22 protein-coding genes and 1 tRNA gene are annotated in these 22,411 nt (G+C 70.7%); 9 read left to right on the top strand and 14 right to left on the bottom strand.

The annotated features are described in order from the left end of the window. The first annotated feature begins 29 nt into the window (after positions 1-29). The 4 genes from AB8810_RS14750 (at position 30) to AB8810_RS14735 (ending at position 4,018) form a co-directional block, all read left to right on the top strand. Entirely contained in the window at positions 30-1,079 is a 1,050-nt protein-coding gene (locus tag AB8810_RS14750; protein WP_369914052.1) for an NAD(P)-dependent alcohol dehydrogenase, read from the top strand. Between the two features lie 12 nt (positions 1,080-1,091). Next, positions 1,092-2,126 (top strand): alpha/beta hydrolase, encoded by a 1,035-nt coding sequence (locus AB8810_RS14745; RefSeq protein ID WP_369914051.1) that lies wholly within the window; start codon positions 1,092-1,094, stop codon positions 2,124-2,126. A gap of 103 nt (positions 2,127-2,229) precedes the next feature. After that, entirely contained in the window at positions 2,230-3,429 is a 1,200-nt protein-coding gene (locus tag AB8810_RS14740) for an MFS transporter (RefSeq protein WP_369916674.1), read from the top strand. Between the two features lie 28 nt (positions 3,430-3,457). Further along, complete coding sequence (locus tag AB8810_RS14735; protein WP_369914050.1) at positions 3,458-4,018, top strand: cyclophilin-like fold protein; 561 nt, start codon at positions 3,458-3,460, stop codon at positions 4,016-4,018. 126 nt (positions 4,019-4,144) lie between these two features. On the opposite strand, the gene AB8810_RS14730 is transcribed toward AB8810_RS14735, so the two are convergent. From AB8810_RS14730 to AB8810_RS14715, 4 genes are all read right to left on the bottom strand, one after another. Then, positions 4,145-4,221 (bottom strand) — tRNA-Pro (locus AB8810_RS14730). 60 nt (positions 4,222-4,281) lie between these two features. After that, positions 4,282-4,392, bottom strand: a complete 111-nt coding sequence (cydX, locus tag AB8810_RS14725; protein ID WP_206259812.1) for a cytochrome bd-I oxidase subunit CydX — start codon at positions 4,390-4,392, stop codon at positions 4,282-4,284. Positions 4,393-4,426: 34 nt separating this feature from the next. Then, positions 4,427-5,578, bottom strand: coding sequence for a cytochrome d ubiquinol oxidase subunit II (cydB, locus tag AB8810_RS14720; RefSeq protein ID WP_369914049.1), 1,152 nt, complete (start codon positions 5,576-5,578; stop codon positions 4,427-4,429). Between the two features lie 19 nt (positions 5,579-5,597). Continuing rightward, positions 5,598-7,187 carry a cytochrome ubiquinol oxidase subunit I gene (locus AB8810_RS14715; protein WP_369914048.1) on the bottom strand — a complete coding sequence of 530 codons (1,590 nt, stop codon included), beginning with the start codon at positions 7,185-7,187 and terminating at the stop codon, positions 5,598-5,600. 201 nt (positions 7,188-7,388) lie between these two features. On the opposite strand from AB8810_RS14715, the gene AB8810_RS14710 reads away from it, so the two are divergent. Both AB8810_RS14710 and cydC read left to right on the top strand, forming a co-directional pair. Further along, on the top strand, positions 7,389-9,308 hold the full coding sequence (locus AB8810_RS14710; protein ID WP_369914047.1) for an ATP-binding cassette domain-containing protein: 1,920 nt from the start codon (positions 7,389-7,391) through the stop codon (positions 9,306-9,308). Further along, the gene (gene cydC, locus AB8810_RS14705; RefSeq protein ID WP_369914046.1) at positions 9,305-10,984 is read left to right on the top strand and encodes a thiol reductant ABC exporter subunit CydC; all 1,680 of its coding nucleotides are present in this window, start codon (positions 9,305-9,307) and stop codon (positions 10,982-10,984) included. The genes AB8810_RS14710 and cydC overlap by 4 nt, the downstream gene beginning before the upstream one ends. A gap of 239 nt (positions 10,985-11,223) precedes the next feature. On the opposite strand, the gene AB8810_RS14700 is transcribed toward cydC, so the two are convergent. The 10 genes from AB8810_RS14700 to ccmA form a co-directional block, all read right to left on the bottom strand. After that, entirely contained in the window at positions 11,224-12,336 is a 1,113-nt protein-coding gene (locus tag AB8810_RS14700; RefSeq protein ID WP_369914045.1) for a homoserine O-acetyltransferase, read from the bottom strand. A 200-nt stretch (positions 12,337-12,536) separates the two neighbouring features. Further along, the gene (locus tag AB8810_RS14695; protein WP_369914044.1) at positions 12,537-13,613 is read right to left on the bottom strand and encodes a tetratricopeptide repeat protein; all 1,077 of its coding nucleotides are present in this window, start codon (positions 13,611-13,613) and stop codon (positions 12,537-12,539) included. Between the two features lie 4 nt (positions 13,614-13,617). Continuing rightward, a complete protein-coding gene (locus tag AB8810_RS14690; protein ID WP_191824613.1) occupies positions 13,618-14,064 on the bottom strand; it encodes a cytochrome c-type biogenesis protein in 447 nt (148 codons plus the stop codon). Next, positions 14,061-14,663, bottom strand: a complete 603-nt coding sequence (locus tag AB8810_RS14685) for a DsbE family thiol:disulfide interchange protein (protein ID WP_369914043.1) — start codon at positions 14,661-14,663, stop codon at positions 14,061-14,063. Before AB8810_RS14685 ends, AB8810_RS14690 begins: the two co-directional genes overlap by 4 nt. Next, complete coding sequence (locus AB8810_RS14680; RefSeq protein ID WP_369914042.1) at positions 14,663-16,597, bottom strand: heme lyase CcmF/NrfE family subunit; 1,935 nt, start codon at positions 16,595-16,597, stop codon at positions 14,663-14,665. Before AB8810_RS14680 ends, AB8810_RS14685 begins: the two co-directional genes overlap by 1 nt. A gap of 123 nt (positions 16,598-16,720) precedes the next feature. Continuing rightward, positions 16,721-17,173, bottom strand: coding sequence for a cytochrome c maturation protein CcmE (gene ccmE / locus AB8810_RS14675; protein ID WP_191824611.1), 453 nt, complete (start codon positions 17,171-17,173; stop codon positions 16,721-16,723). Continuing rightward, a complete protein-coding gene (locus AB8810_RS14670) occupies positions 17,170-17,343 on the bottom strand; it encodes a heme exporter protein CcmD (protein ID WP_003474125.1) in 174 nt (57 codons plus the stop codon). The genes ccmE and AB8810_RS14670 overlap by 4 nt, the downstream gene beginning before the upstream one ends. After that, positions 17,340-18,089, bottom strand: a complete 750-nt coding sequence (gene ccmC / locus AB8810_RS14665; protein ID WP_179563971.1) for a heme ABC transporter permease CcmC — start codon at positions 18,087-18,089, stop codon at positions 17,340-17,342. Before ccmC ends, AB8810_RS14670 begins: the two co-directional genes overlap by 4 nt. Positions 18,090-18,204: 115 nt before the next feature. Continuing rightward, positions 18,205-18,900 carry a heme exporter protein CcmB gene (gene ccmB, locus AB8810_RS14660; protein WP_179563973.1) on the bottom strand — a complete coding sequence of 232 codons (696 nt, stop codon included), beginning with the start codon at positions 18,898-18,900 and terminating at the stop codon, positions 18,205-18,207. Next, entirely contained in the window at positions 18,897-19,544 is a 648-nt protein-coding gene (gene ccmA / locus AB8810_RS14655) for a heme ABC exporter ATP-binding protein CcmA (protein WP_047324868.1), read from the bottom strand. Before ccmA ends, ccmB begins: the two co-directional genes overlap by 4 nt. A gap of 218 nt (positions 19,545-19,762) precedes the next feature. Between ccmA and AB8810_RS14650 the strand changes: the two genes are divergently transcribed. The 3 genes from AB8810_RS14650 (at position 19,763) to AB8810_RS14640 (ending at position 22,377) form a co-directional block, all read left to right on the top strand. After that, positions 19,763-20,911, top strand: coding sequence for a pyridoxal phosphate-dependent aminotransferase (locus AB8810_RS14650; RefSeq protein ID WP_369914041.1), 1,149 nt, complete (start codon positions 19,763-19,765; stop codon positions 20,909-20,911). 107 nt (positions 20,912-21,018) lie between these two features. After that, positions 21,019-21,849, top strand: a complete 831-nt coding sequence (locus AB8810_RS14645; RefSeq protein ID WP_369914040.1) for an amidohydrolase — start codon at positions 21,019-21,021, stop codon at positions 21,847-21,849. Positions 21,850-21,939: 90 nt separating this feature from the next. Continuing rightward, positions 21,940-22,377 (top strand): hypothetical protein, encoded by a 438-nt coding sequence (locus AB8810_RS14640; RefSeq protein ID WP_179563979.1) that lies wholly within the window; start codon positions 21,940-21,942, stop codon positions 22,375-22,377. Positions 22,378-22,411 lie beyond the last annotated feature (34 nt).

Raw genomic sequence — 22,411 nt, 5'->3', positions numbered from 1 at the left:
CCATCCTCCCTTCTCACCGGAACCCCACCATGTCCGTCAACGCCTACGGCGCCCACGCCGGCGACCAGCCCCTCGAGCCGATGCGGATCGCGCGCCGTCCCCCCGGCCCGCACGACGTGCGCATCGACATCGCGTTCTGCGGCATCTGCCATTCCGACCTGCACCAGGCGCGCGGCGAATGGGCCGGCACCCGGTTCCCGTGCGTGCCGGGCCACGAGATAGTGGGCCGGGTCGCAGCGGTCGGCGCGCATGTCGCCGGTTTCCAGCCCGGCGATCTGGTCGGCGTCGGCTGCATCGTCGACAGTTGCAGGCACTGCGAGGAGTGCGACAACGGGCTGGAGAACTACTGCGACGGCATGACCGGAACCTACAACTTCCCGACCGCCGACGCGCCCGGCCACACCCTGGGCGGCTATTCGCAGCAGATCGTGGTCCACGAACACTACGTGCTGCGCATCCGCCACCCGGCACGGCAACTGGCGGCGGTGGCGCCGCTGCTGTGCGCGGGCATTACCACCTATTCGCCACTGCGCCATTGGGGCGCCGGCCCCGGCAAGAAGGTGGGCGTGGTCGGCATCGGCGGGCTCGGCCACGTCGGCGTGAAGCTGGCCCACGCGATGGGCGCGCATGTCGTCGCGTTCACCACTTCCGATGCCAAGCGCGACGCCGCCTTCGCATTGGGCGCCGACGAGGTGGTGGTGTCGCGCAATGCGCAGGAGATGGCGGCGCATGCGCAGAGTATCGACCTGCTCGTCAACACGGTCGCCGCGCCGCACGATCTGGACGCGTTGCTGGCCCTGCTCAAGCGCGATGGCGCGATGGTGCTGGTCGGCGCGCCGGCCAGCCCGCACCCGTCGCCGGCGGTGTTCAACCTGATCCTGAAGCGCCGCACTCTGGCCGGCTCGATGATCGGCGGCATTGCCGAGACCCAGCAGATGCTGGATTTCTGCGCCGAGCACGACATCGTCGCCGACATCGAACTGATCCGCGCCGACCAGATCGACGCCGCCTACGAGCGGATGCTGCAGGGCGATGTGAAGTATCGCTTCGTCATCGACAACGCCACCTTGGCCGCCTGACCGGAGAGACAGATGAAACGACTGCTGCTGATACTGGCCCTGGCGGCCAGCGCATCCACTGCGATGGGACAAGACATGGCCAATGGCGCGAACAACTTCTACAAGAGCGACACGCTGACCGCGGAAAAGGTCTCCTTCCGCAACCAGTACCGGATGACGATCGTGGGCAACCTGTTCGTGCCCAAGCAGCGCAAGGGCGGCGTCCGTTATCCGGCGATCATCGTCGGACACCCGATGGGCGCGGTGAAGGAGCAGAGTTCGAACCTCTATGCGCAGAAGCTGGCCGAGCAGGGCTTCGTTACCCTGGCGATCGACCAGTCGTTCTGGGGCGAGAGCCAGGGCCAGCCACGCAACGCTGTGCTGCCGGACCTCTATGCCGAGGCGTTCAGCGCGGCGGTGGATTATTTCGGCAGCCAGGCGTTCGTGGACCGCGAGCGCATCGGCGTGCTCGGCATCTGCGGCAGCGGCAGCTTCGTCATCAGCGCGGCCAAGATCGACCCACGCATGAAGGCCATCGCCACCGTGAGCATGTACGACATGGGCGCCGCCAACCGCGATGGGTTGAATCACGCGCAGACCCTCGAGCAACGCAAGCAGATCATCGCCGCCGCGGCGCGACAGCGCGACGTGGAATTCAGCGGCGGGAAGGCCGAGTACACCGGCGGCACGGTGCATGCGCTCGATGCGCGGACGCATCCGATCCAGCGCGAGTTCTACGACTTCTACCGAACCGCACGCGGCGAGTTCACCCCGGCGGGCTCTTCGCCTGCGCTCACCACGCATCCGACCCTGACCAGCAACGTCAAGTTCATGAACTTCTATTCGTTCGCCGACATTGAGACCATCGCGCCGCGGCCGATGTTGTTCATCGCCGGCGACCAGGCGCACTCGAAGGAGTTCAGCGAGGACGCGTTCCGCCTGGCGGGGCAGCCGAAGGAGTTGTACTGGGTGAAGGGCGCCGGCCACGTGGATCTTTACGACCGCACCGACCTGATCCCGTTCGACAAGCTGACATCCTTCTTCAAGCAGCACCTGGGCGCGCCGTGAGCGCACGCATGACGAATCGCCCGCGCCATCCGGCGCTGCCGCCGACCGCACTCAGGCATGCAGCTGGCCGCTGCCGCCAGGGCGCAGCGCGGTGAGTGCGCCGCTGCAGGCAAGTGCAGGACCCGGGCCGCGCGACGCCACGCCGCAGCCTGCGCACTGGGGCGGCGTGTGCGCGATGGCGCTGTGCGTGTTCGCGCTGATCGCGTCGGAGTTCATGCCGGTAAGCCTGCTGACGCCGATGGCCGCCGATCTGCATGTCAGCCAAGGCCTGGCCGGCTATGGCATCGCCATCTCCGGTGCGTTCGCGGTGCTCACCAGCCTGTCCATTCCCGCCTTGGCCGGCGCCATGGACCGCAAGCGCCTGTTGCTGGCGCTGACCGGGCTGATGGCGGTGTCCGGCGCGGTGGTCGCGCTGGCCCCGAACTATCCGATCTACATGGCCGGCCGCGCGCTCATCGGCGTGGTGATCGGCGGCTTCTGGTCCATGTCGGCCGCGACCGCGATGCGCCTGGTGCCGCCCGCGCAGGTGCCGCGTGCCCTGGCCATCTTCAATGGCGGCAACGCGTTGGCCACGGTGGTCGCGGCCCCGCTCGGAAGCTACCTGGGCGCGGTGATCGGCTGGCGCGGCGCGTTCCTGTGCCTGGTGCCGGTGGCGGCGCTCGCGTTCGCCTGGCAGTGGGCCAGCCTGCCGGCCATGGCCGCGGCGCGCGCGGCAGGCGCGCGCAACGTGTTCGTGTTGCTTCGGCACCGAGCGGTCGCCTTGGGCATGGCGGCCTGCGCTGCGTTCTTCATGGGGCAGTTCGCGTTGTTCACCTACGTGCGCCCGTTCCTGGAAACCGTGACGCTGGCGAACGTGCCCACGCTGTCGCTGCTTCTGCTCGGAATCGGTGTGGCCGGTCTCGTCGGTACCACGCTCGTCGGCGTCGCGCTCGAGCGCGGCCTGTATCGCACCTTGATCGCGATTCCGCTGCTGATGGCGGCGATCGCCTTGCTGCTGATTGCATTCGGCGCGCGCGTCGCTGCCGTGGCCGCATTGCTGGGACTGTGGGGATTGCTGGCCACCGCTGCGCCGGTGGGATGGTGGAACTGGATCGCGCGGGTGCTGCCCGGCAACGCCGAGGCCGGCGGCGGCTTGATGGTGGCGGTGATCCAGTTGGCCATCGCCCTGGGCTCGACCATCGGCGGCATGCTGTTCGATCGCAATGGCTACGCGGCGACCTTCGTGGCCAGCGCCGCGCTGCTGCTGCTCGCGGCCGCGCTGACCTGGCGCGCATCGCGCGCGAACGCGGCGCGCGGCGCATGAGCCGGCGCGATCGCCGCAGGTCGGCGCCATGGCCATGACCCGGCAACCAGACGATGGCGAGGCGAGGCCCGGCGCGCAGCGGCCCGTCGCCGGCAACGGCGCCGGGCATCGCAGGCGACGCCGGGCACTGCGCTGGCCGATACTGCTGGTCGGCTTGCCGGCACTCGGCGCTTTTGCGGCCGGCATGCGCGCGGAGGCGGCGCCGCCCGCGGCCGCCGCGGCATCCATCACTCCGGAGGACGCACGCATGTGGATGACCGTCGGCGATCGCCGTTTCGCCATCGCCTTGGCCGACAACACGGCCGCCCGCGCGTTCGCCGCGCAGTTGCCGCTGGTGCTGGACATGGCCGAGCTCAACGGCAACGAGAAACACGCCGAACTGCCGCAGCCGCTGCCGGCGGCTCCGCGCCGGCCAGGCACGATCCATGCCGGCGACCTGATGCTCTACGGCGCGCAGACGCTGGTCGTGTTCTATGCGAGCTTCGGTTCCGCCTATTCCTACACGCGGCTGGGACGTGTCGACGACCCGACTGCGCTGGCGCAGGCACTGGGCCGGGGCGACGTCCGGGTCGCATTCACCAACGACTAGCGGACGCCCCGCGTTCACCGCCGCAGGCCTCGCGCCGCCAGCGCCAGCCGCGTCCGCAGGGGTTTGCCGCAGACACAAAAAAACCCGGAAAACTGACGTTTTCCAGGCTTCTTGTGACCGTAAAACTGGTCGGGGAGACAGGATTCGAACCTGCGACCTCTACGTCCCGAACGTAGCGCTCTACCAGACTGAGCTACACCCCGAAGGAGCCGCACATGATACGGGGGTCACCCGCATTCGGCAAGATCCTTTGCGAAAAAATTTCAGTCGGCGGCGTCGGGGGCGGTGCCCTCGCGCGCCTCGAACCACATGCCGTTGAGGATGGCGGCGGTGGAGGCCAGGCCGACACCGAGAATCCAGGCGAAATACCACATGCTGCAATCTCCTATGCGAATGGGTTGAACGCGCTCAGTACGCGTTGGGGTTGTCGTCCATCGACGCGGCGCTGACCTTGCCCTTCAGCACCCGGTACACCCAGGTGGTGTAGCCGATGATGATCGGCAGGAACAGCGCGGTGGCCAGCAGCATGATCCACAGGGTCAGGTGGCTGCTCGAGGCGTCCCACACGGTCAGGCTGGAGCCGGGCTGGCTGGAGGAGGGCAGCAGGAACGGGAAGATCGCAAAGCCGACGGTGAGGATGATGCCGGCGATGGCCGCGCCGGAGGCGATGAAGGCCAGGCCGCCGCGCCGCTTGCGCAGCAGCACCGCGCTCAGCAGCAGGCCGAGCAGGCCGGCCACCGGCGCCAGTGCGGTCAGCGGCATCGACTGGTAGTTGTGCATCCAGCCGCCGACCTCGCCGAGCACCGCGGTCTTCAGCAGCGGATTGGTGGCGCCGTCGGTGACCACCTGCGAGGTCACCGCATAGCCGGGCAGGCCCATTGCGACCCAGGCGCCGCCAGCGGCGAACAGCGCGCAGGCGACCAGTGCCGCCACGCTGCCGTAGCGGGCCGCGCGCTCGGCCACCGGGCCATCGGTCTTCAGCACCAGCATCGCCGCGCCGTGCGCCATCAGCATGCTCACGCTGAGCAGGCCGGCGAGCAGCGCGAACGGCATCAGCAGGCCGAAGAAGCTGCCGGTGTAGAACACCCGCAGCGTGTCGTCGAAGTGGAACGGCACGCCCAGCACCACGTTGCCCACCGCCACGCCCATGATCAGCGCCGGGATGAAGCCGCCGATGAACAGCGCCCAGTCCCAGCCGTTGCGCCAGCGCTGGCTGGGCAGCTTGCCGCGGAACTTGAACCCGACCGGGCGCAGGATCAGCGCGAACAGGATCACGAACATGGCCAGGTAGAAGCCGGAGAAGCTGACCGCGTACAGCGGCGGCCAGGCGGCGAAGATCGCGCCGCCGCCGAGCACCAGCCAGACCTGGTTGCCTTCCCAGACCGGGCCGATGGTGTTGACCACCAGCCGGCGTTCGGCGTCGTTCTTCGCCACGAACGGCAGCAGCGCGCCGACGCCCAGGTCGAAACCGTCCATCACCGCGAAACCGATCAGCAGGATGCCGAGCAGCAGCCACCAGATCACGCGCAGCGTGGTGTAGTCCAATGCAATGAAGTCCATCGTCATTCTCCTGCCGGGATCAGAGTTGACCGGCGGCCGCGGACGCGGCGAGCGGGGTAGCGGGGCGCGGGGTCGGCTGCAGCAGCGCGGGCAGATTGTCCGGGCCCTTGCGGATCGCCTTGAGCATCAGCTTGATCTCGATGACCAGCAGCACGGTGTAGATCGCCACGAAGCCGGCCAGGGTGATCAGGATCTCGTGCAGGGCCAGGCCGGAGGCGGCGTAGAAGGTCGGCAGCACGCCTTCCACCGCCCACGGCTGGCGGCCGTACTCGGCGACGAACCAGCCGCATTCGATCGCGATCCACGGCGCCGGCAGGGTCCACAGCGCCAGCTTCAGGAACCAGCGCTTGTCCTCGAAGTTGTGCTTGCACGAGAACCACATCGCGGCGATGAAGAAGGCGATCAGGTAGAAGCCCAGGCCGGCCATGACCCGGAACGTCCAGAACAGCGGCAGCACGCGCGGCACGGTGTCGAGCGCGGCCTTGGAGATCTCCTCCGGCGTGGCATTGAGGATGTCGTCGCGGTAACGCTTGAGCAGCAGGCCGTGGCCCAGGTCCTGCCAGTGGCGGTCGAACACCTCGCGCGCCTGCACGTCGTTGCGGTCGGCCTTGAGCCGTTCCAGCGCGCCGTAGGCGATCTGGCCGCCGCGGATGCGGTGTTCGGCGCGGCCGACCAGTTCCAGGATGCCGGGGACCGGCGTGTTCAGCGAGCGTGTGGCGATCAGGCCCATCAGGTACGGCACCTTGATCGCGTAGTCGTTCTTGCCGGTGGTCTGGTTGGGGATGCCGAAGGCGGTGAAGTCGGCCGGGGCCTGCTCGGTCTCCCACATCGCTTCGATCGCGGCCAGCTTCATCTTCTGGTGTTCGTTGGCGGCGTAGCCGCTCTCGTCGCCGAGCACCACCACCGACAGCGAGGACGCCAGGCCGAACGCGGCGGCCACCGCGAACGAGCGCCGCGCGATGTCGCGGTGCGTGCCGCGCAGCAGGAACAGCGCGCTGATCGACATCACGAACACCGCGCCGGTCACGTAGCCGGCGCTGACCGTGTGCACGAACTTGGCCTGCGCCACCGGGTTGAACACCACCGCCATGAAATCGACCACTTCCATGCGCATCGTGTCCGGGTTGAACACCGCACCGGTCGGGTTCTGCATCCAGCCGTTGGCGATCAGGATCCACACCGCCGACAGGTTGGTGCCCAGCGCCATCAGCCAGGTCACCATCAGGTGCTTGACCGGCGACAGCTTGTTCCAGCCGAAGAAGAACAGGCCGATGAAGGTGGCTTCCAGGAAGAACGCCATCAGCCCTTCGATCGCCAGCGGCGCGCCGAAGATGTCGCCGACGTAGTGGCTGTAGTAGGACCAGTTCATGCCGAACTGGAACTCCATGACGATGCCGGTGGCCACGCCCATCGCGAAGTTGATGCCGAACAGGACGCCCCAGAACAGCGCCATGCGCCGCCAGACCTCCTTGCGGGTCATGACGAACACGCTCTCCATGATCGCGATCATGAAGGACAGGCCGAGGGTGAGCGGAACGAACAGGAAGTGGTACATGGCGGTCATGGCGAATTGCAGCCGCGACAGCTCTACGACAGTGGTGTCGATCATGGCTGTGCTACCTCGTGGGAAATGTGCATCTGGGTGGCCGAGTGGCGGTAGGTTGAGAGCGATGTTCCGCTTCCGCCGCGCGCGAAGCCTTGATCCAGATCAATGTCCTCGCCGGCCGCGATCGGCATCGTGGCGGCACGCGGCGGTCCCGACCGGGATGCCGCCTTACAATGGCGGCCTGTTCGCCGCGCAGAGTCCGTTTTGACCGATCCCGCCGAGTCGCCTGCCGCACCGCCTGCCGAGTCGCCGCACCTGCGGCGGCAACGCGTGCGCTGGCTGGCGTCGCTGGCCGGCGCGGCGCGTGGGCGGCAACGGCTGGCCGCGACCGCGATCAGCCTGTCCGGGGCGCTGCTGATCGTGCAGGCCGGCGCCATCGCCTGGTTGCTGCAGGCCTTGCTGGTGGAGCATCGCGCGCTGCAGCAGGCGCTGCCCGCGTTCGCCGTCCTGGCGCTGGTGCTGGCCGTGCGTGCGCTGCTCGGCGCCTGCGCGCAGCGCGCCGCCGGCGAGGTCGCCGATGCGGCGAAGTTCGAACTGCGCCGGCGCGTGTACCGGCGCCTGCTGCAGCGCGGCCCGCTGTGGCTGCGCGGCCAGCGTAACGGCGAGCTGGGCGAATTGCTGCTGGCGCACGGCGACGCGCTGGACGGCTACTACGCCGGCTACCAGCCGGCGCGGCTGGAAGTGAGCGTGGTGCCGCTGCTGATCCTGCTCGCGGTCGGCTGGAGCGACTGGGTGGTGGGCCTGCTGCTGCTGTTCACCGCGCCGCTGGTGCCGATCTTCATGATGCTGGTCGGCTGGGGCGCCGAAGCGGCCGGGCGCCGCCAGCTGCGCGAGCTGGCGCGGATGGGCGGGCATTTCGCCGACCGGCTCAAGGGCCTGGGCCTGCTGCGCCTGTACGGCCGCGGCGAGGACGAACTGCGCGGCATCGCCGCCGCCGCCGAGGGCGTGCGCGAGCGCACCTTGAAAGTGTTGCGCATCGCCTTCCTGTCCTCGACCGTGCTCGAGTTCTTCGCCTCGGTCAGCGTGGCGATGGTGGCGATGTACCTGGGCCTGAGCTACCTGGGCATGATCGCGCTGCACGCGGCGGTGCCGACCCTGGGCGTGGGCGTGTTCTGCCTGCTGCTGGCGCCGGAGTTCTACGCGCCGCTGCGGCGCCTGGCCGCGCACTACCACGACCGCGCCAACGCGCTGGCCGCGGCGGCCGAGGTGGAGCGCCTGCTTGGCGAGTTGCCGGATGCGCCGGTAGCGCTGGCGCCGTCTGTGTCGTCGCCGACGGTTGCCGCGCCGGCGCTCGCATCGGTGGCGCCGCCGTTGTCTGTGCCACCTGCGCCCGCAATGCCGGCGGCGCCTGATGAATCCGCAGTGCCGTCGCCTGCAGCACCGCCAACGTCTGCGGTGCCCGAAACGCTCGCAGTGCCTGAAAAGCCTTCAGTCCCCGCAGTGCCCATGGCGCTGGCGACGCCGGCAGCGCCAGCGCAGCCGCTGTTGCACGCCGAGCGCCTGACGCTGCGCCCACAAGGCGCACGCTGCGATGCGTTGCAGGATCTGTCCTTCAGTCTGCAGCCCGGCCAACGCCTGGCTCTGGTCGGACCCAGCGGCAGCGGCAAGAGCACGCTGCTCGAAGCGCTGGCCGGCTGGCTGCCGCCGCGCGCCGGCAGCCTGCAACTGCGGCGCGGATTGCGCGTCGGCTACGCCGGGCAGCGCCCGTACCTGTTCCACGGCAGCATCGCCGACAACCTGCGCCTGGCCGCTCCGCAGGCCAGCGCCGCGCAACTGCAGTCGGCGGCCGAGGCGGCGCAGGTCATGCGTTTCGCCGCACGCCTGCCGCTGGGCCTGGAGACCGTGATCGGCGAACGCGGCTTCGGCCTGTCCGGCGGCGAGGCGCGGCGCATCGGCCTGGCGCGGTTGCTGCTGCGCGATCCGGAACTGTGGCTGCTCGACGAACCCACCGCCTTCCTCGATCCGGACACCGAGGCCGAACTGCTGCGCACCCTGGCCGCCTTCAGCCACGGCCGCAGTGTGATCGTCGCCACCCACAGCGAGGCGGCGATGCGCTGGGCCGACAGCGTGCTGCGGCTGCCGGCGCGGGTGGCGGTGGGCGACGCGATCGGAGCCGCGCCATGACGGGCCCCGTGCGCGACGACGACCTGCGCAGCGTGTTCGGCCGCCATCTCGGCCGCCTGCTGCTAACCGCGCTGCTGCTGTTGTGCACGATGCTGGCCGGGGTCGGCCTGCTCGGCCTGTCCGGCGGCTTCCTGACCGCCGCGGCGCTGGCCGGCGTGGCCGGCATGGGCAGCGGCTTCAACTTCTTCTCGCCCTCGGCCGGCATCCGCGCGCTGACCTTCGCCCGCATCGCCTCGCGCTACGGCGAAAAGCTGGTCGGCCACGACGCCACCTTGCGCATCGCCCGCGACCTGCGCGTGTGGTTCTTCCGCCGTGCGTTGCCGCTGGCGCCGGCCAGGCTCGGCGCCAGCCGCACCGGCGAACTGCTGGCGCGCCTGATGTCCGATATCGGCGAGGTCGACGGGCTGGTGGTACGCGCCTTGGGGCCGCTGGTCGCCTTGCTCGGCATCGGCGTGGCCGGCGTGGCCGCGGCAGCCGCGATCTACTGGCCGGCGGCGCTGGTGCTGGCAGTGCTGGCGCTGGCGATCGGCGCCGGCGTGCCGTGGGTGGTCGCGCGCGGCGGCCGCATCCGCGAGCAGCGCCGCGCGCAGCAGCGCGAGACGCTGCGCACGCTGGCCTACGAAGGCCTGGAAGGCGCCGCCGACCTGGCCGCGCTGGACGCGCAGGCCGACTGGATCGCGCGCGTGGACGCCAGCGCGCACGAGCTGCGCGCGCAGGACCGCCGGCAGCGGCAGCGCCTGATCGGAGGCAATGCGCTGCACGCGCTGTGCGCGGCGCTGGGCTTGCTGGCGATGCTGTGGTTGGCGCTGGGCGCGGCGCGTGCCGCGCTGATCGGCGCCGAGCAGGCGGCCGGACTGATCTTCCTGACCGTGGCCCTGCTCGAGGTCTGGGCCGGTGCCGGCCTGGCCTGGCAGGCGCTGCAGTCCGGACGCGTCGCCGCGCGGCGGCTGCAGGCCATCGCCGGCCAGAGCGCGCCGGTGGCCGACGCCGCACAGCCGCAACCGCTGCCCGATGTCGGCGACGTGCAGTTCGACGCCGTGGTCTTCGCCTGGCCCGGCGAGACCCGGCACGTGCTCGACGGCATCGACCTGCGCATCGCCCCGGGCGAGCGCGTCGCCATCTGCGGCGACAGCGGCAGCGGCAAGACCACCTTGTCGGCGCTGCTGCTGCGGCTGTGGGATCCGCAACAGGGCCGCGTCCGCTATGCCGGCGTGGACCTGCGCGAGCTGGCCCAGGCGCAATGGCACCAGCGCATCGCCTGGTTGCCGCAGGGCGCGCCGGTGTTCGCCGGCAGCGTGCGCGACAACCTGCGCCTGGGCGCGATCGATGCCGACGACGCCACCTTGCAGCGCGCGCTCGCCGACGTGCGCCTGGACGCCTGGCTGCACGAAGTCGGCGGCCTGGATGCCTGGCTGGGCGAGAACGGCGCGACCATGTCCGCCGGCCAGGCGCGGCGCCTGGCCCTGGCCCGCGCGCTGCTGCGCAACGCGCCGCTGCTGGTGCTGGACGAACCCACCGAAGGCCTGGACGTGGACACCGCGCAGGCCTTGCTGCGCGACCTGACCACCGCGCTCGGCCAGCGCAGCCTGCTGCTGATCAGCCACGACGCGCTGCCGGAGGGCGTGGTGCATACGCGCTACCGCTTGCAGCAGGGGCGGTTGCAGGCCGAGCCGTAGCATCGCGGGCAGCGCCGACGATGATCGGAGCGGCGCATGCGCTGAGGGTGGATGCAGCCGGGACTGAAGTCCCTCCCACAAGGGCGGCATGCAGCGCCTGCATGTCGGACTGAAGCGCTCTCGCAAAAGCATCCGGCTCCCGCGCGTCCAGCAGTCTTCCTGTGGGAGCGACTTCAGTCGCGACGAACGCAGCGGTGACGCATCCGCCTGCGCGCAACGACGCAGCGCGCCGCGACCGCCTACAACGCGTCTAGGAACCCCTTCACCGCAGGCCCGAAACGCGCGAAATCGACCAGGAACGCATCGTGTCCCTGCGGCGAGTCCAGGCCCAGGAACTGCGCGTCGGCGCCGCCGGCGCGCAGGCCGTCGGCGATCTGCTGCTGTTGCTGCACCGGGAACAGGATGTCGGTGTTGGCGCCGATCGCCAGCGCGCGTTCGACGCGGATCGTCGCCAGTCCGGCCAGCACGTCGCCGCCGGCGTATTCGGCCAGGTCGAACCAGTCCATCGAGCGGCTCAGGTACAGGTAGCAGTTCGGATCGAAGCGGCGCACGAAGCGCCGCGCATGGCCTTCCAGGTAGCTTTCGACCTGGAATTCCAGGCCGAACGGATCGTCGTCGGCCTGGTCCGAATCCAGCCGCACGCGGCCGAAGCGGCCATCCCATTCCAGCGCCGAACGGTAGGTGATGACGCCCAGCTTGCGCGCCATGCGCATGCCCGATTCGGGATAGGTGGCCTCGTCGTAGTCGCCGCCGTTCCAGTTCGGATCCAGGCGGATCGCCTCGCGCTGCAGCGAGCGGATCGCGATCGAGAACGGCAAGGCCTGCGCGCTGCCGGAGATGTTGATGTGGCTGCGCGCCAGCCCGGGGTGGCGGCGCAGCAGCGCCAGCGCGGTCATGCCGCCCATCGAGTTGCCGATCAGGCATGCCAGCCGGTCGATGCCCAGCGCGCGCACCACGTGCGCGGCGGCATCGGCGACGTCCTCGATCGACAGTTCCGGGAAGCGCAGGCGATACGGCTGCGCGTCGTCAGGAGCCGGCGAGGCCGGGCCGGTCGAGCCCTTGCAGCTGCCCAGCGAATTCACGCAGATCACGAACCAGCGCTGCGTATCGATCGGCTTGCCGGCGCCGAGCATCGCTTCCCACCAGCCGGGGCTGGGATCGTCGGCATGCGCGGCGGCATGCGCGTCGGGCGACAGGCCGGTGACGATCAGGATCGCGTTGCTGCGGTCCGCCGCCAGCGTGCCCCAGGTCTCGTAGGCGACGCGCGCATCGCGCAGCTGGCCGCCGCGCTTCATCGGGAACGGCGAGGGCAGGGCGAGGAAGCGGCTGCCGGCAGGAATGAATTCGGTCATGCGCCGATTCTAGCCGTGCCGCGGCGGACGCGGCGTGCGTGCGCGTGCCCGGCGAAGGAGACGCGTAGACGAAGTCAGCAACGAGCGGCGCCCCTGTAGGAGCGGCTTCAGCCGCGACAGGCATTTTCCGCAACCGACATGTTCCTCGCGCCGGTGTCGCGGCTGAAGCCGCTCCTACAGGAGAACCCGGGCGCGCCGCGTCATGGCGTCCCGATCACCAACTCCACCGGTGTCGCCGTCGGCAGCGTCACCGTCACCGGCGCCGATTCCAGGTCGCCTTCCTGGCGCATCGCGTTGCCGCTGTTCGAGAGCCGCGCCAGCACCTGCACTTGCTTGAGCTGCGACAGCTTTTGCGTCGGCATCGGGCTGTCGCTGTCGCTCAGGGTCACGCGCAGCGGCAGCGACTGCAGTGCATGCTTCTGCACCGCGACCGGCATCGGCGGGCCGCCGGGCACGCGCGCGATCACGAACACACTGGCGTCGCCGCGCAGGCGCACCTGTGCGGCGAAGTCCGGGTCCAGCGACACCGCAACGGTGAGCGTGCCGGCGGCGGTGGATGCAGACGAGGCGGCGGGGTTCGGCGCGGCCGTTGCGCTTGCCGCGGCCGTCGCCGTTGCGGCTGGCGCGGCGGCCGGCAGCGCCGGCAACCCGGCATCGGCACGCGCCGCGTCGATCTGCGGGCGCAGCGCGGCGGCGGTAGCGGCATCCACGCGCGGCAGCAGTGCTTCCCAGGTCGCGGCGGCCTCGGCATGCTGGCCGCGCTGGCGCTGCGCGATGCCCAGGAACCAGGCCGCGCGCTCGTTGTTCGGTTCGACCTGCAAGGCATGTTGCAGCCAAGCGACGCCTTGCGCATCGAACTGGCGCTGCGGCGTGGCCAGCGCGCGCGCCTCGGCCGCCTGCACCAGCCATTGCGCTTCGTCCGGCGCCAGCTGCACTGCGCGTGCGAACGCGGCGGCGGCCTCGTTGGGGCGGCCCAGCGACATCTGCGAGCGCGCCAGCAGCGCCCAGCCTTCGGCGCGACCTGGATCCTTGGCCAGCGCCGCCTGCAACTGCGCCACGCCGTCTTCCAGATTGCGCGGCGCTTCGCGGTTCTGCGCCTGCAGCGCGCGCGGCGTGCCGACCAGCGCATACAGCGCGGCGGCGGCCACGCCCAGCGCCAGCACCGCAACGGCGAGCAGCGGCGTGCCGCCGCGGCCGCGCCGCAACGGCCACAGCACCGCGCCGAACACAAGCGCGGCCAGCACCGCCGCGGCGGCATGCATGCCCCAGCTCAGCATCGCCTCACCATTCCTGTTCCTCCTGCGCCGGCGGCGCAGCGCCGGCCGGCGCGCGGCGGCGCACCACCCAGACCACGAGCAGCGCACCGGCGCCGAGCAGCAGCAACGGCCCGAACCACAGCAGCCAGGTGCGCGCTTCCACCTGCGGCCGGTACAGCACGAACTCGCCGTAGCGATCGACCAGGAAGCGCTTGATCTCCGCGTCCGAACGTCCCTGCTGCATCAGTTGCAGCACTTCGCGGCGCAGGTCCAGCGCGATCTGCGCATGCGAATCGGCCAGCGACTGGTTCTGGCACTGCACGCAGCGCAGTTCGGCGGTCAGCGCATGGAAGCGCGCTTCCTCGGCCGCCGAGCGGTACGCCAGCGGGGTCGGGTCGGCCACCGGCTGCGCGCCGGCATGCCCGGCGCAGGCCAGCAGCACCAGCAGCAGCGCGAGCCAACGGCGCGTCACGGTGCGGCCCGGCCCTGCTTGGCGGTCGGCGCGTCGCGTTCGGCCTGCAACAGCGCCGGCAGCAGTTCGTCCTGCACGATCTGGTCGGTCAATGCGCCGGAATGCTTCCAGCGCACCACGCCGCGCGCATCGACCAGGAAAGTCTCCGGCGCCGCGGCCACGCCCCAGTCGATCGCGGTGCGCCCGTCCGGATCGAACAGCACTACGAAGAACGGATTGCCCAATTGCTCCAGCCAGTGCAGTGCGTCCTGCCGGGTGTCCTTCCAGTCGTAGCCGATCACCCGCACGCGCTTGGTCAGCGCGAAGCGGGTCAGTACCGGGTGCTCCTCGCGGCAGGTGGCGCACCAGCTGCCCCACACGTTGAGCACGTACGGCGCGCCGCGCAGTTCGGCGCTGCGCACGCGGATCGAGGCGTCGTGCAGCACCGGCAGGTCGAACGCCGGGGCCGGCTTGCCGATCAGCGCCGACGGCAGCGCATCGCGATCGGCCACCCCGGAACGTTGCACCGCGTAGAACATCAGCGCCAGCAGGCCGAGGAAGAACAGGGCGCCGAGCACGATGGCGGCGAGCGGCAGGCGGCGTGGAGCAGGAGCGGACATCAGGATTTCTCCGGGGAACGACGGAAGCGCCGGTCGCCGGCGGTGACGAAGCCACCCAGCGCCATCAGCGCCGCGCCGAGCCAGATCCAGCGAACGAACGGTTTGACATGCAGGCGCATCGCCCAGGCGTTGCCGCCCAGCGGTTCGCCCAGGGCGATATAGACGTCGCCGAACAGGCCGGGATGGATGCCGGCCTCGCTCAGGCTCTGCCCGCCGCTGGCGTAGACGCGCTTTTCCGGATGCAGCAGCGCCAGCGGGCGGTCGTCGCGCAGCACCTGCACGTGCGCGCGTTCGGACAGGTAGTTGGGGCCGCGGATCTGGTCCAGGCTCTGGAACTCGAAGCGGTAGCGGCCCATCTGCAGGCTCTGCCCCGGCGCCAGCGCCACCTCGCGTTGCTGGTCCAGCGCTTCCACCAGCAGCGCGCCGGTCAGGAACACCGCGATGCCGGCATGCGCCAGGGTCATGCCCAGCATCTCGGCGGTGAAGCGGCTGCCCTTGAGCTGGAAGCGGCTCCACACGAAACGCGCGGTGCCGAGCAGCACCCAGGCCGCGCCGGCCACGCCGGCGGCGGTCTTCCACGGCCCCTGCGGCGCCAGGAAGAAGCCGATCGCGCCGGCCAGCAGCGCCAGCCCGGCCCACGGCGCCAGCAGCGCCAGCGGCCGCGACGGCTGTTCGCGCTGCCAGCGGGTCAGCGGACCGAACGGCAGCAGCGCCACCAGCGGCGCCATCAGCACCACGAACAGGGTACCGAAGTAGGGCGGGCCGACCGACAGCTTGCCCAGCCCCAGCGCGTCGGCCAGCAGCGGATACAGCGTGCCCAGCAGCACCATCGCGCAGGCGCAGGTCAGCAGCAGGTTGTTGGCCAGCAGCAGGGTCTCGCGCGAGGACGCGGCGAAGCGCTGGCGTTCGTCGCCGGCGCTGGCGCCGAGGCGCCCGCCGCGCAGCGCGTACAGCAGCAGCGCGCCGCCGCAGACCAGGCTCAGGAACACCAGGATGAACAGCCCGCGGCCGGGATCGGCGGCGAACGAATGCACGCTGGTCAACACGCCCGAACGCACCAGGAACGTGCCCAGCAGCGACAGCGAGAACGCGGCGATCGCCAGCAGCAGCGTCCACGCGGTGAAGCTGCCGCGCTTTTCGGTCACCGCCTGCGAATGCAGCAGCGCCGCGCCGGCCAGCCACGGCATGAAGCTGGCGTTCTCCACCGGGTCCCAGAACCACCAGCCGCCCCAGCCCAGCTCGTAGTATGCCCACCAGCTGCCCAGCGCGATGCCGATGGTCAGGAAGCCCCAGGCCACGTTGGTCCATGGCCGCGTCCAGCGCAGCCAGCGCGCATCGACATGGCCGTCGAGCAGCGCGGCGATGGCGAACGCGAACGGCACCGCGAAGCCGACGTAGCCCGCGTACAGCAGCGGCGGGTGGATCACCAGGCCCGGATCCTGCAGCAGCGGATTGAGGTCGCGGCCTTCCAGCGGCGCGGGCAGCAGCCGCGCGAAGGGGTTGGAGGTGAACAGCAGGAACGCCAGAAACCCCAGGCTGACCAATGCCAGCGTGCCGATCACCCGCGCCACCACCGGCGCCGGCAGGCTGCGCGAGAACAGCGCCACCGCGCCGGTCCACAGCGCCAGGATCAGCGTCCACAGCAGCAGCGAGCCTTCGTGCGCGCCCCATACCGCCGAATAGCGGTAGATCAGCGGCAGCAGCGAGTTGGAATTCTCGGCCACGTAGGCCACCGAGAAATCCTGCACCAGGAACGCGTGGGTCAGCACCGCGAAGGCGCCGGCGACCAGCGCCAGCTGCGCGAACGCGGCCGGCCGCGCCACCGCCATCCAGCGCGCGTCGCCGCGCTGCGCGCCGGCCAGCGGCACCGCCGCCTGCAGCAGCGCGGCGAGCAGCGCCAGGATCAGCAGGATCTGGCCGAATTCAGGAAGCATGGGGTGTGCGCCGGGACGCGGGATCCGGGACGCGGGACCCGGAAAAGCGAACGCTCAGGCCGCGCGCGGTCTTGCTGTTACGAGTCCCGAGTCCCAAGTCCCGCGTCCCGCAAAAAGCTCCAGTCACCGCGCCGCCTCCGCCACATCGTGCTTGCGATGCGCGCTGCCCATCTTGTCTTCCAGTTCCTTGGGCATGTAGGTCTCGTCGTGCTTGGCCAGCACGTCCTCGGCCACGAACACGCCGTCGTGCATGCGGCCGGTGGCCACCACCGCCTGGCCTTCGCGGAACAGGTCGGGCAGGATCCGGTCGTAGCTGACGGTCAGCTGCGCATCGCCGTCGGTGACCCGGAACCGCGCCAGCAACGAGCCGGGCGCGCGCTGGAACGAGCCTTTCTCGACCATGCCGCCGAGGCGGAAGCGCGCGTGCTCGGCGGTCTTGCCGGCCAGCACTTCGGCCGGGGTGTACAGGTAGGCGGTATTGCGCTGCAGGGCCATCGCCACCAGCGTGGTGGTCAGGCCGGCGGCCAGCACCAGCACCATCAACAGCAGCAGGCGGCGCTTGCGTTGCGGGGTCATCGGCTCAGGTCCAGCGTGGCGGGGTCGGGCTTGGGCTGCTGCTTGCGTTGCGCGCGCAGCCGCGCCGCGCGCAGGGCGCCGCGCAGCTGCAGCCGCGCCAGCACGAAGTCGGCCAGCAGCACGCCGACGAACACCGCATAGGCGCCGATCACGTAGGGCAGGTAATTCATCCGCGCGCCTCCGCCAGTTTCGCCACCCAGTCCTTGCCGGCCTCGCGGCGCAGGTTGTCGGCGCGCGCGCGCGCCAGCAGCGAGCCGGCGAACCAGAACTTGGTCGCCGCCACCATCAGCCACAGCGGCGGCAGCATGCTCGGGTCCATGCTCGACTGGCCGAACAGGCGGATGGTCTGGCCCTGGTGCAGCGAGTTCCACCACACCACCGAATAGCGGATCACCGGCAGCAGCACCACCCCGACGATGGCCAGCAGCCCGGCCGCGCGCGCGGCGTTGCGGCGGTCCTCGATCGCCAGGTACAGGCCCATCACCCCGATGTACAGGAACAGCAGGATCAGTTCGGTGGTCAGGCGCGGATCCCAGTCCCACCAGGCGCCCCACATCGGCTTGCCCCAGATGCTGCCGGTCAGCAGGGTGATCACGGTGAAGGCGGCGCCGATCGGCGCGCAGGCCATCGCCAGCACCTCGCACAGCTTGATCCGCCAGACCTGCGCGATCGCCGCGTACAGCGCCATCAGCCCGAACACGAACAGGCTCATCCACGCGCTGGGCACGTGGATGTAGAGGATGCGGAAGGCGTCGCTCTGCAGGCGGTCGGCCGGTACCACGAACAGCGCCTGCCAGATCCCCAGCCCGCCCAGCAGCAGCGCGGCCAGATAGCACCACGGCGTCCAGCGCGCGGCGAAGCGGTCGAAGGCGGGGGGCGAACCGAGTTGGTGGAACCAGCGGACGACGGAGGACATGCGGTCGATTCTAGCGGGCGGGGGGCTTGCTACGGTGCGGCGACAGCGGTGCGACGATGGACCAGGACAACACGATGGTACGGCCCGCGCGGCGCCGGCGCTGCGCCAAATACGCTCAGCTCAACGAGATGCGGATCGCCGCCGCCGCCGCCAGCGGCGCCAGCACCAGGCCCAGCACCAGCCCGGCCGCCAGCAGCAGCAGGCCGCCGCTGGGATCCAGGCCCTGCGCCGCGGCCGCCACGCTGCCGGCACCGAACACCAGCACCGGCACGTACAGCGGCAGCGCCAGCAGCGCGACCAGGATCCCGGCGCGCTTCATGCTCACCGTTAGCGCCGCCACGACTGCGCCGATCAGGCTCAGCAGCGGCGTACCCAGCGCCAACGATGCCAGCAGCACCGGCATGCGGTCATGCGGCAGGTGCAGCAATTCGCCGAGCAGCGGGGTGGCCACGATCAGCGGCAGCGCGGTGGTCAGCCAATGCAGCAGCACCCGCACCAGCACCAGCCAGGCCAGCGGTACCGGCGCCAGCAGCCACTGTTCCAGCGAGCCGTCCTCGGCGTCGCCGCGGAACAGGCTGTCCAGCGCCAGCAGTCCGGCCAGCAGCGCCGCCAGCCACAGCGCGGCGCCGGCGACCTCGCCGAGCAGGCGCGGCTGGTTGCCCAGCGCCAGCGCGAACAGGGCCACGATCAGCAACGCGAACAGCGCCGGCTGCAGCGCGTCGCCGCGGCGCCGCCACAGCAGGCGCAGATCGCGCAGCAACAGCGCGCGGGTGGCCTGCCACAGCGAGGGAACCGGTGCGGCCAGGCTCATGCGGCCACCCCGCTCAGGCTCAGCATGCGCGTGCGCACCGGCGGCGCGGCGTAGGCGCCATGGGTGGTGACCAGCGCCGCGCCGCCGCTGCGCAGGTGCGCGGCGATCATCCGGTTGACCAGGGTGATGCCGTCCAGGTCGAGGTTGGCGTAGGGCTCGTCGAGCAGCCACAGCGGCGCCGGCGACAGCCACACCCGGGCCAGCGCCAGGCGCTTCTTCTGTCCGGCCGACAGCTGCCGCACCAGGGTGTCCTCGTAGCCGGCCAGGCCGACGATGGCCAGCGCGCTGCCCGGCATCTGCTTGGCGCGGCGGCCCTGCAGGCCGCACAGGTAGTGCAGGTTCTCCAAGGTGCTCAGGTCCGCCTTCAGCGCGCCCAGGTGGCCCAGATAGGCCATGTAGCGCGCGCGGTCGCCGCGGCGCACCGGGCGGCCGTCGATCTCGATGCGTCCGGCCTCGGCGCGCAGCAGCCCGACCAGCACCCGCAGCAGGGTGGTCTTGCCGGCGCCGTTGTCGCCCTGCACCAGCAGCGCCTCGCCCGCATCCAGATGGAAGTCCAGCGGGCCGAACACGGCGGCGTCGTCGCGGGCGAAGGTGAGCCCGTGCGCGGCCAGCAGCGGCGGCGGGGAATGCAGCGGATCGGTCATCGGCGGAATGCCGCGCCGGGACGGGCGCGGCGGCAGGCGGTGGGTGCGGGAGGCGCGCATTGTATCGGCATGCGGCCACCCGGCGCGGGCGCCGCCGCGGCGACGGCGGCGCCGGCCCAGTGGGCCGCGCGAAGAACGCTGTTTTGCGCGGCGACGACGCATCGCCGGCAAGCGGCTTTGCGTACACTCGACGCTTTCCCGCTCCCGTACCCGGACGCATGCACCCGCAGACCAAGCTGCCCAAGGTGGGCACCACCATCTTCACCGTGATGTCGCAACTGGCCGCCGAGCACGGTGCGGTCAACCTGGGCCAGGGCTTTCCCGACTTCGCCGCGCCGGCGCGGCTGATCGACACGCTCGCCCAGGCGATGCGCGACGGCCACAACCAGTATCCGCCGATGACCGGGGTGCCGGTGCTGCGCCAGGCGATCGCCGGCAAGGCGCTGCGCTGCTACGGCGCGCAGGTCGATCCGGACACCGAGGTCACCGTGACCAGCGGCGCCACCGAGGCGCTGTTCAACGCCATCCATGCGGTGGTGCGGCCGGGCGAGGAAGTGATCGTGCTGGATCCGGCCTACGACAGCTACGAGCCGGCGATCGACCTGGCCGGCGCGCGCGCGGTGCACGTGCCGCTGGACCCGCAAAGCTTCGCGGTGGACTGGGAGCGGGTGCGCGCGGCGATCACCCCGCGCACGCGGCTGCTGATCCTCAACAGCCCGCACAACCCGTCCGGCGCGATGCTCGGCGCCGACGACCTGCAGGCGGTGGCCGACCTGCTGCGCGGCAGCGACATCTTCCTGATCTCCGACGAGGTCTACGAGCACATCGTGTTCGACGGCCGCCGCCACGAATCGGTGCTGCGCTGGCCGGAACTGCGCGAACGCGCCTTCGTCGTCTCCAGCTTCGGCAAGACCTACCACTGCACCGGCTGGAAGATCGGCTACGCGATCGCACCGCCGGCGCTGAGCGCCGAATTCCGCAAGGTCCACCAGTACAACACCTTCACCAGCTTCGGCCCGGCCCAGTACGCCTTCGCCGCGATGATCCGCGACGAACCCGAGCACGACGAGCAACTGGGCGCGTTCTACCAGGCCAAGCGCGACCGCTTCCGCGAACAGCTGCTGGGCACCCGGCTCAAGCCATTGCCGGTGCCGGGCGGCTACTTCCAGCTGGTCGATTACTCGGCCATCAGCGACCTGCCCGACACCGAGTTCGTGAAGTGGCTGACCATCGAGAAGGGCGTGGCGGCGATCCCGCTGTCGCCGTTCTACCAGACCCCGCCGCCGGGCCAGCGCCTGGCCCGGCTGTGCTTCGCCAAGAACGAAGCGACGCTGGATGCGGCGATCGAACGGCTTCGCGCGCTGTAGGCGCGCGAAGCCGTTGGGAACGGGGAAACGGGAATGGGGAATGGTGAAAAGCGGCTGTTGCGCTTAGCCTGTGCCGATTCCCTATTCTCCTTTCCCGATTCCCGGCAATGAACGATCTGCGCATCTCCCTGATCCAAGGCGACACCCGCTGGCACGATCCGGCCGGCAATCGCGCGCACTACGCCGAGCTGCTGGCGCCGCTGGCCGGGGCCACCGATCTGGTGATCCTGCCGGAAACCTTCACCAGCGGTTTCTCCAACGAGGCGCTGGACCAGGCCGAGGGCATGGACGGGCCGACCGTGGCCTGGATCCGCGAGCAGGCGGCGCGGCTGGGGGCGGCGGTGACCGGCAGCGTGCAGTTGCGCGTGCCTAGCGAGGACGGCGCCGCAAAGGTGTTCAACCGCCTGCTGTGGGCCACGCCCGACGGCGCCCTGCAGCACTACGACAAGCGCCACCTGTTCCGCTACGCCAACGAGCACCAGCGCTATGCCGCCGGGCGCGAGCGGCTGTGCGTGGACTGGAAGGGCTGGCGGATCAATCCGCAGGTCTGCTACGACCTGCGCTTCCCGGTGTTCTGCCGCAACCGCTACGACGTCGAGCGCCCCGGCCAGCTGGATTTCGACCTGCAGATCTTCGTCGCCAACTGGCCGTCGGCGCGCGCCTACCCGTGGCGCACGCTGCTGCGCGCGCGCGCGATCGAGAACCTGTGCTTCGTGGCCGCGGTCAACCGGGTAGGCGAGGACGGCAACGGCCTGCACTATGCCGGCGACAGCGCGGTGATCGACTTCCTCGGCCAGCCGCAGCTGGAGATCCGCGAGCGCGAGCAGGTGGCCACCACCACGATCTCGGCGGCGGCGCTGGCCGCGCATCGCGCGCGCTTCCCGGCGATGCTCGATGCCGACGCCTTCACCCTGGGCGCGGCCAACGCCGATCGCTGAACGGCGCCGTGCCGGAGGCGGGTTTCACCACGCTGCCGTGCGCGGCGCGCTGCTACGCTCGGGCCGGTTTTCCATCCACGGAGCGTCGCCATGTACAACAAACTGTTGACCACCGCCGCGCTGCTCGCCGGCATCGCCTTCATGCCGCAGGCGCATGCCGCCGGCAACATCGATTGCCAGCTGCGCTTCAATCTGTCCGGCTGGTCGGTGTTCTACAAGACCGCCACCGGCACCGGCACCATCACCTGCGACAACGGCTCCAAGATCCCGGTCAAGATCAGCGCCAAGGGCGGCGGCCTGAGCGTGGGCAAGTCGAAGATCGTCGACGGCCGCGGCCGGTTCACCGGCGCCTACACCCTCAACGACCTGTTCGGCACCTACGCGACCGCCGAGGCGCATGCCGGCGCGGCCAAGTCTTCCGACGCGCAGGTGATGACCAAGGGCGATATCTCGCTGGCCCTGGCCGGCACCGGCAAGGGCTGGGACCTGGGCGTGGCGGTCGGCGGTTTCACCATCGAGCGGCGCTGAGCCGCGCGGCGCCGTCTGCGATCGCAGCGGCGCC

Source organism: Xanthomonas sp. NCPPB 3005, assembly GCF_041228095.2.
GTDB classification, from domain to species: Bacteria; Pseudomonadota; Gammaproteobacteria; order Xanthomonadales; family Xanthomonadaceae; genus Xanthomonas_A; species Xanthomonas_A bonasiae.
This window is presented reverse-complemented; position numbering and strand designations above follow the sequence as displayed.

Coding starts and splice junctions, on each gene's coding strand:
- AB8810_RS14750 (WP_369914052.1), top strand. CDS start 30: ATGTCCGTCAACGCCTACGGCGCCCACGCCGGCGACCAGCCCCTCGAG.
- AB8810_RS14745 (WP_369914051.1), top strand. CDS start 1,092: ATGAAACGACTGCTGCTGATACTGGCCCTGGCGGCCAGCGCATCCACT.
- AB8810_RS14735 (WP_369914050.1), top strand. CDS start 3,458: ATGGCCATGACCCGGCAACCAGACGATGGCGAGGCGAGGCCCGGCGCG.
- cydX (WP_206259812.1), bottom strand. CDS start 4,392: ATGTGGTATTTCGCCTGGATTCTCGGTGTCGGCCTGGCCTCCACCGCC.
- cydB (WP_369914049.1), bottom strand. CDS start 5,578: ATGGACTTCATTGCATTGGACTACACCACGCTGCGCGTGATCTGGTGG.
- AB8810_RS14715 (WP_369914048.1), bottom strand. CDS start 7,187: ATGATCGACACCACTGTCGTAGAGCTGTCGCGGCTGCAATTCGCCATG.
- cydC (WP_369914046.1), top strand. CDS start 9,305: ATGACGGGCCCCGTGCGCGACGACGACCTGCGCAGCGTGTTCGGCCGC.
- AB8810_RS14700 (WP_369914045.1), bottom strand. CDS start 12,336: ATGACCGAATTCATTCCTGCCGGCAGCCGCTTCCTCGCCCTGCCCTCG.
- AB8810_RS14695 (WP_369914044.1), bottom strand. CDS start 13,613: ATGCTGAGCTGGGGCATGCATGCCGCCGCGGCGGTGCTGGCCGCGCTT.
- AB8810_RS14685 (WP_369914043.1), bottom strand. CDS start 14,663: ATGTCCGCTCCTGCTCCACGCCGCCTGCCGCTCGCCGCCATCGTGCTC.
- AB8810_RS14680 (WP_369914042.1), bottom strand. CDS start 16,597: ATGCTTCCTGAATTCGGCCAGATCCTGCTGATCCTGGCGCTGCTCGCC.
- ccmE (WP_191824611.1), bottom strand. CDS start 17,173: ATGACCCCGCAACGCAAGCGCCGCCTGCTGCTGTTGATGGTGCTGGTG.
- AB8810_RS14670 (WP_003474125.1), bottom strand. CDS start 17,343: ATGAATTACCTGCCCTACGTGATCGGCGCCTATGCGGTGTTCGTCGGC.
- ccmC (WP_179563971.1), bottom strand. CDS start 18,089: ATGTCCTCCGTCGTCCGCTGGTTCCACCAACTCGGTTCGCCCCCCGCC.
- ccmB (WP_179563973.1), bottom strand. CDS start 18,900: ATGAGCCTGGCCGCACCGGTTCCCTCGCTGTGGCAGGCCACCCGCGCG.
- ccmA (WP_047324868.1), bottom strand. CDS start 19,544: ATGACCGATCCGCTGCATTCCCCGCCGCCGCTGCTGGCCGCGCACGGG.
- AB8810_RS14650 (WP_369914041.1), top strand. CDS start 19,763: ATGCACCCGCAGACCAAGCTGCCCAAGGTGGGCACCACCATCTTCACC.
- AB8810_RS14645 (WP_369914040.1), top strand. CDS start 21,019: ATGAACGATCTGCGCATCTCCCTGATCCAAGGCGACACCCGCTGGCAC.
- AB8810_RS14640 (WP_179563979.1), top strand. CDS start 21,940: ATGTACAACAAACTGTTGACCACCGCCGCGCTGCTCGCCGGCATCGCC.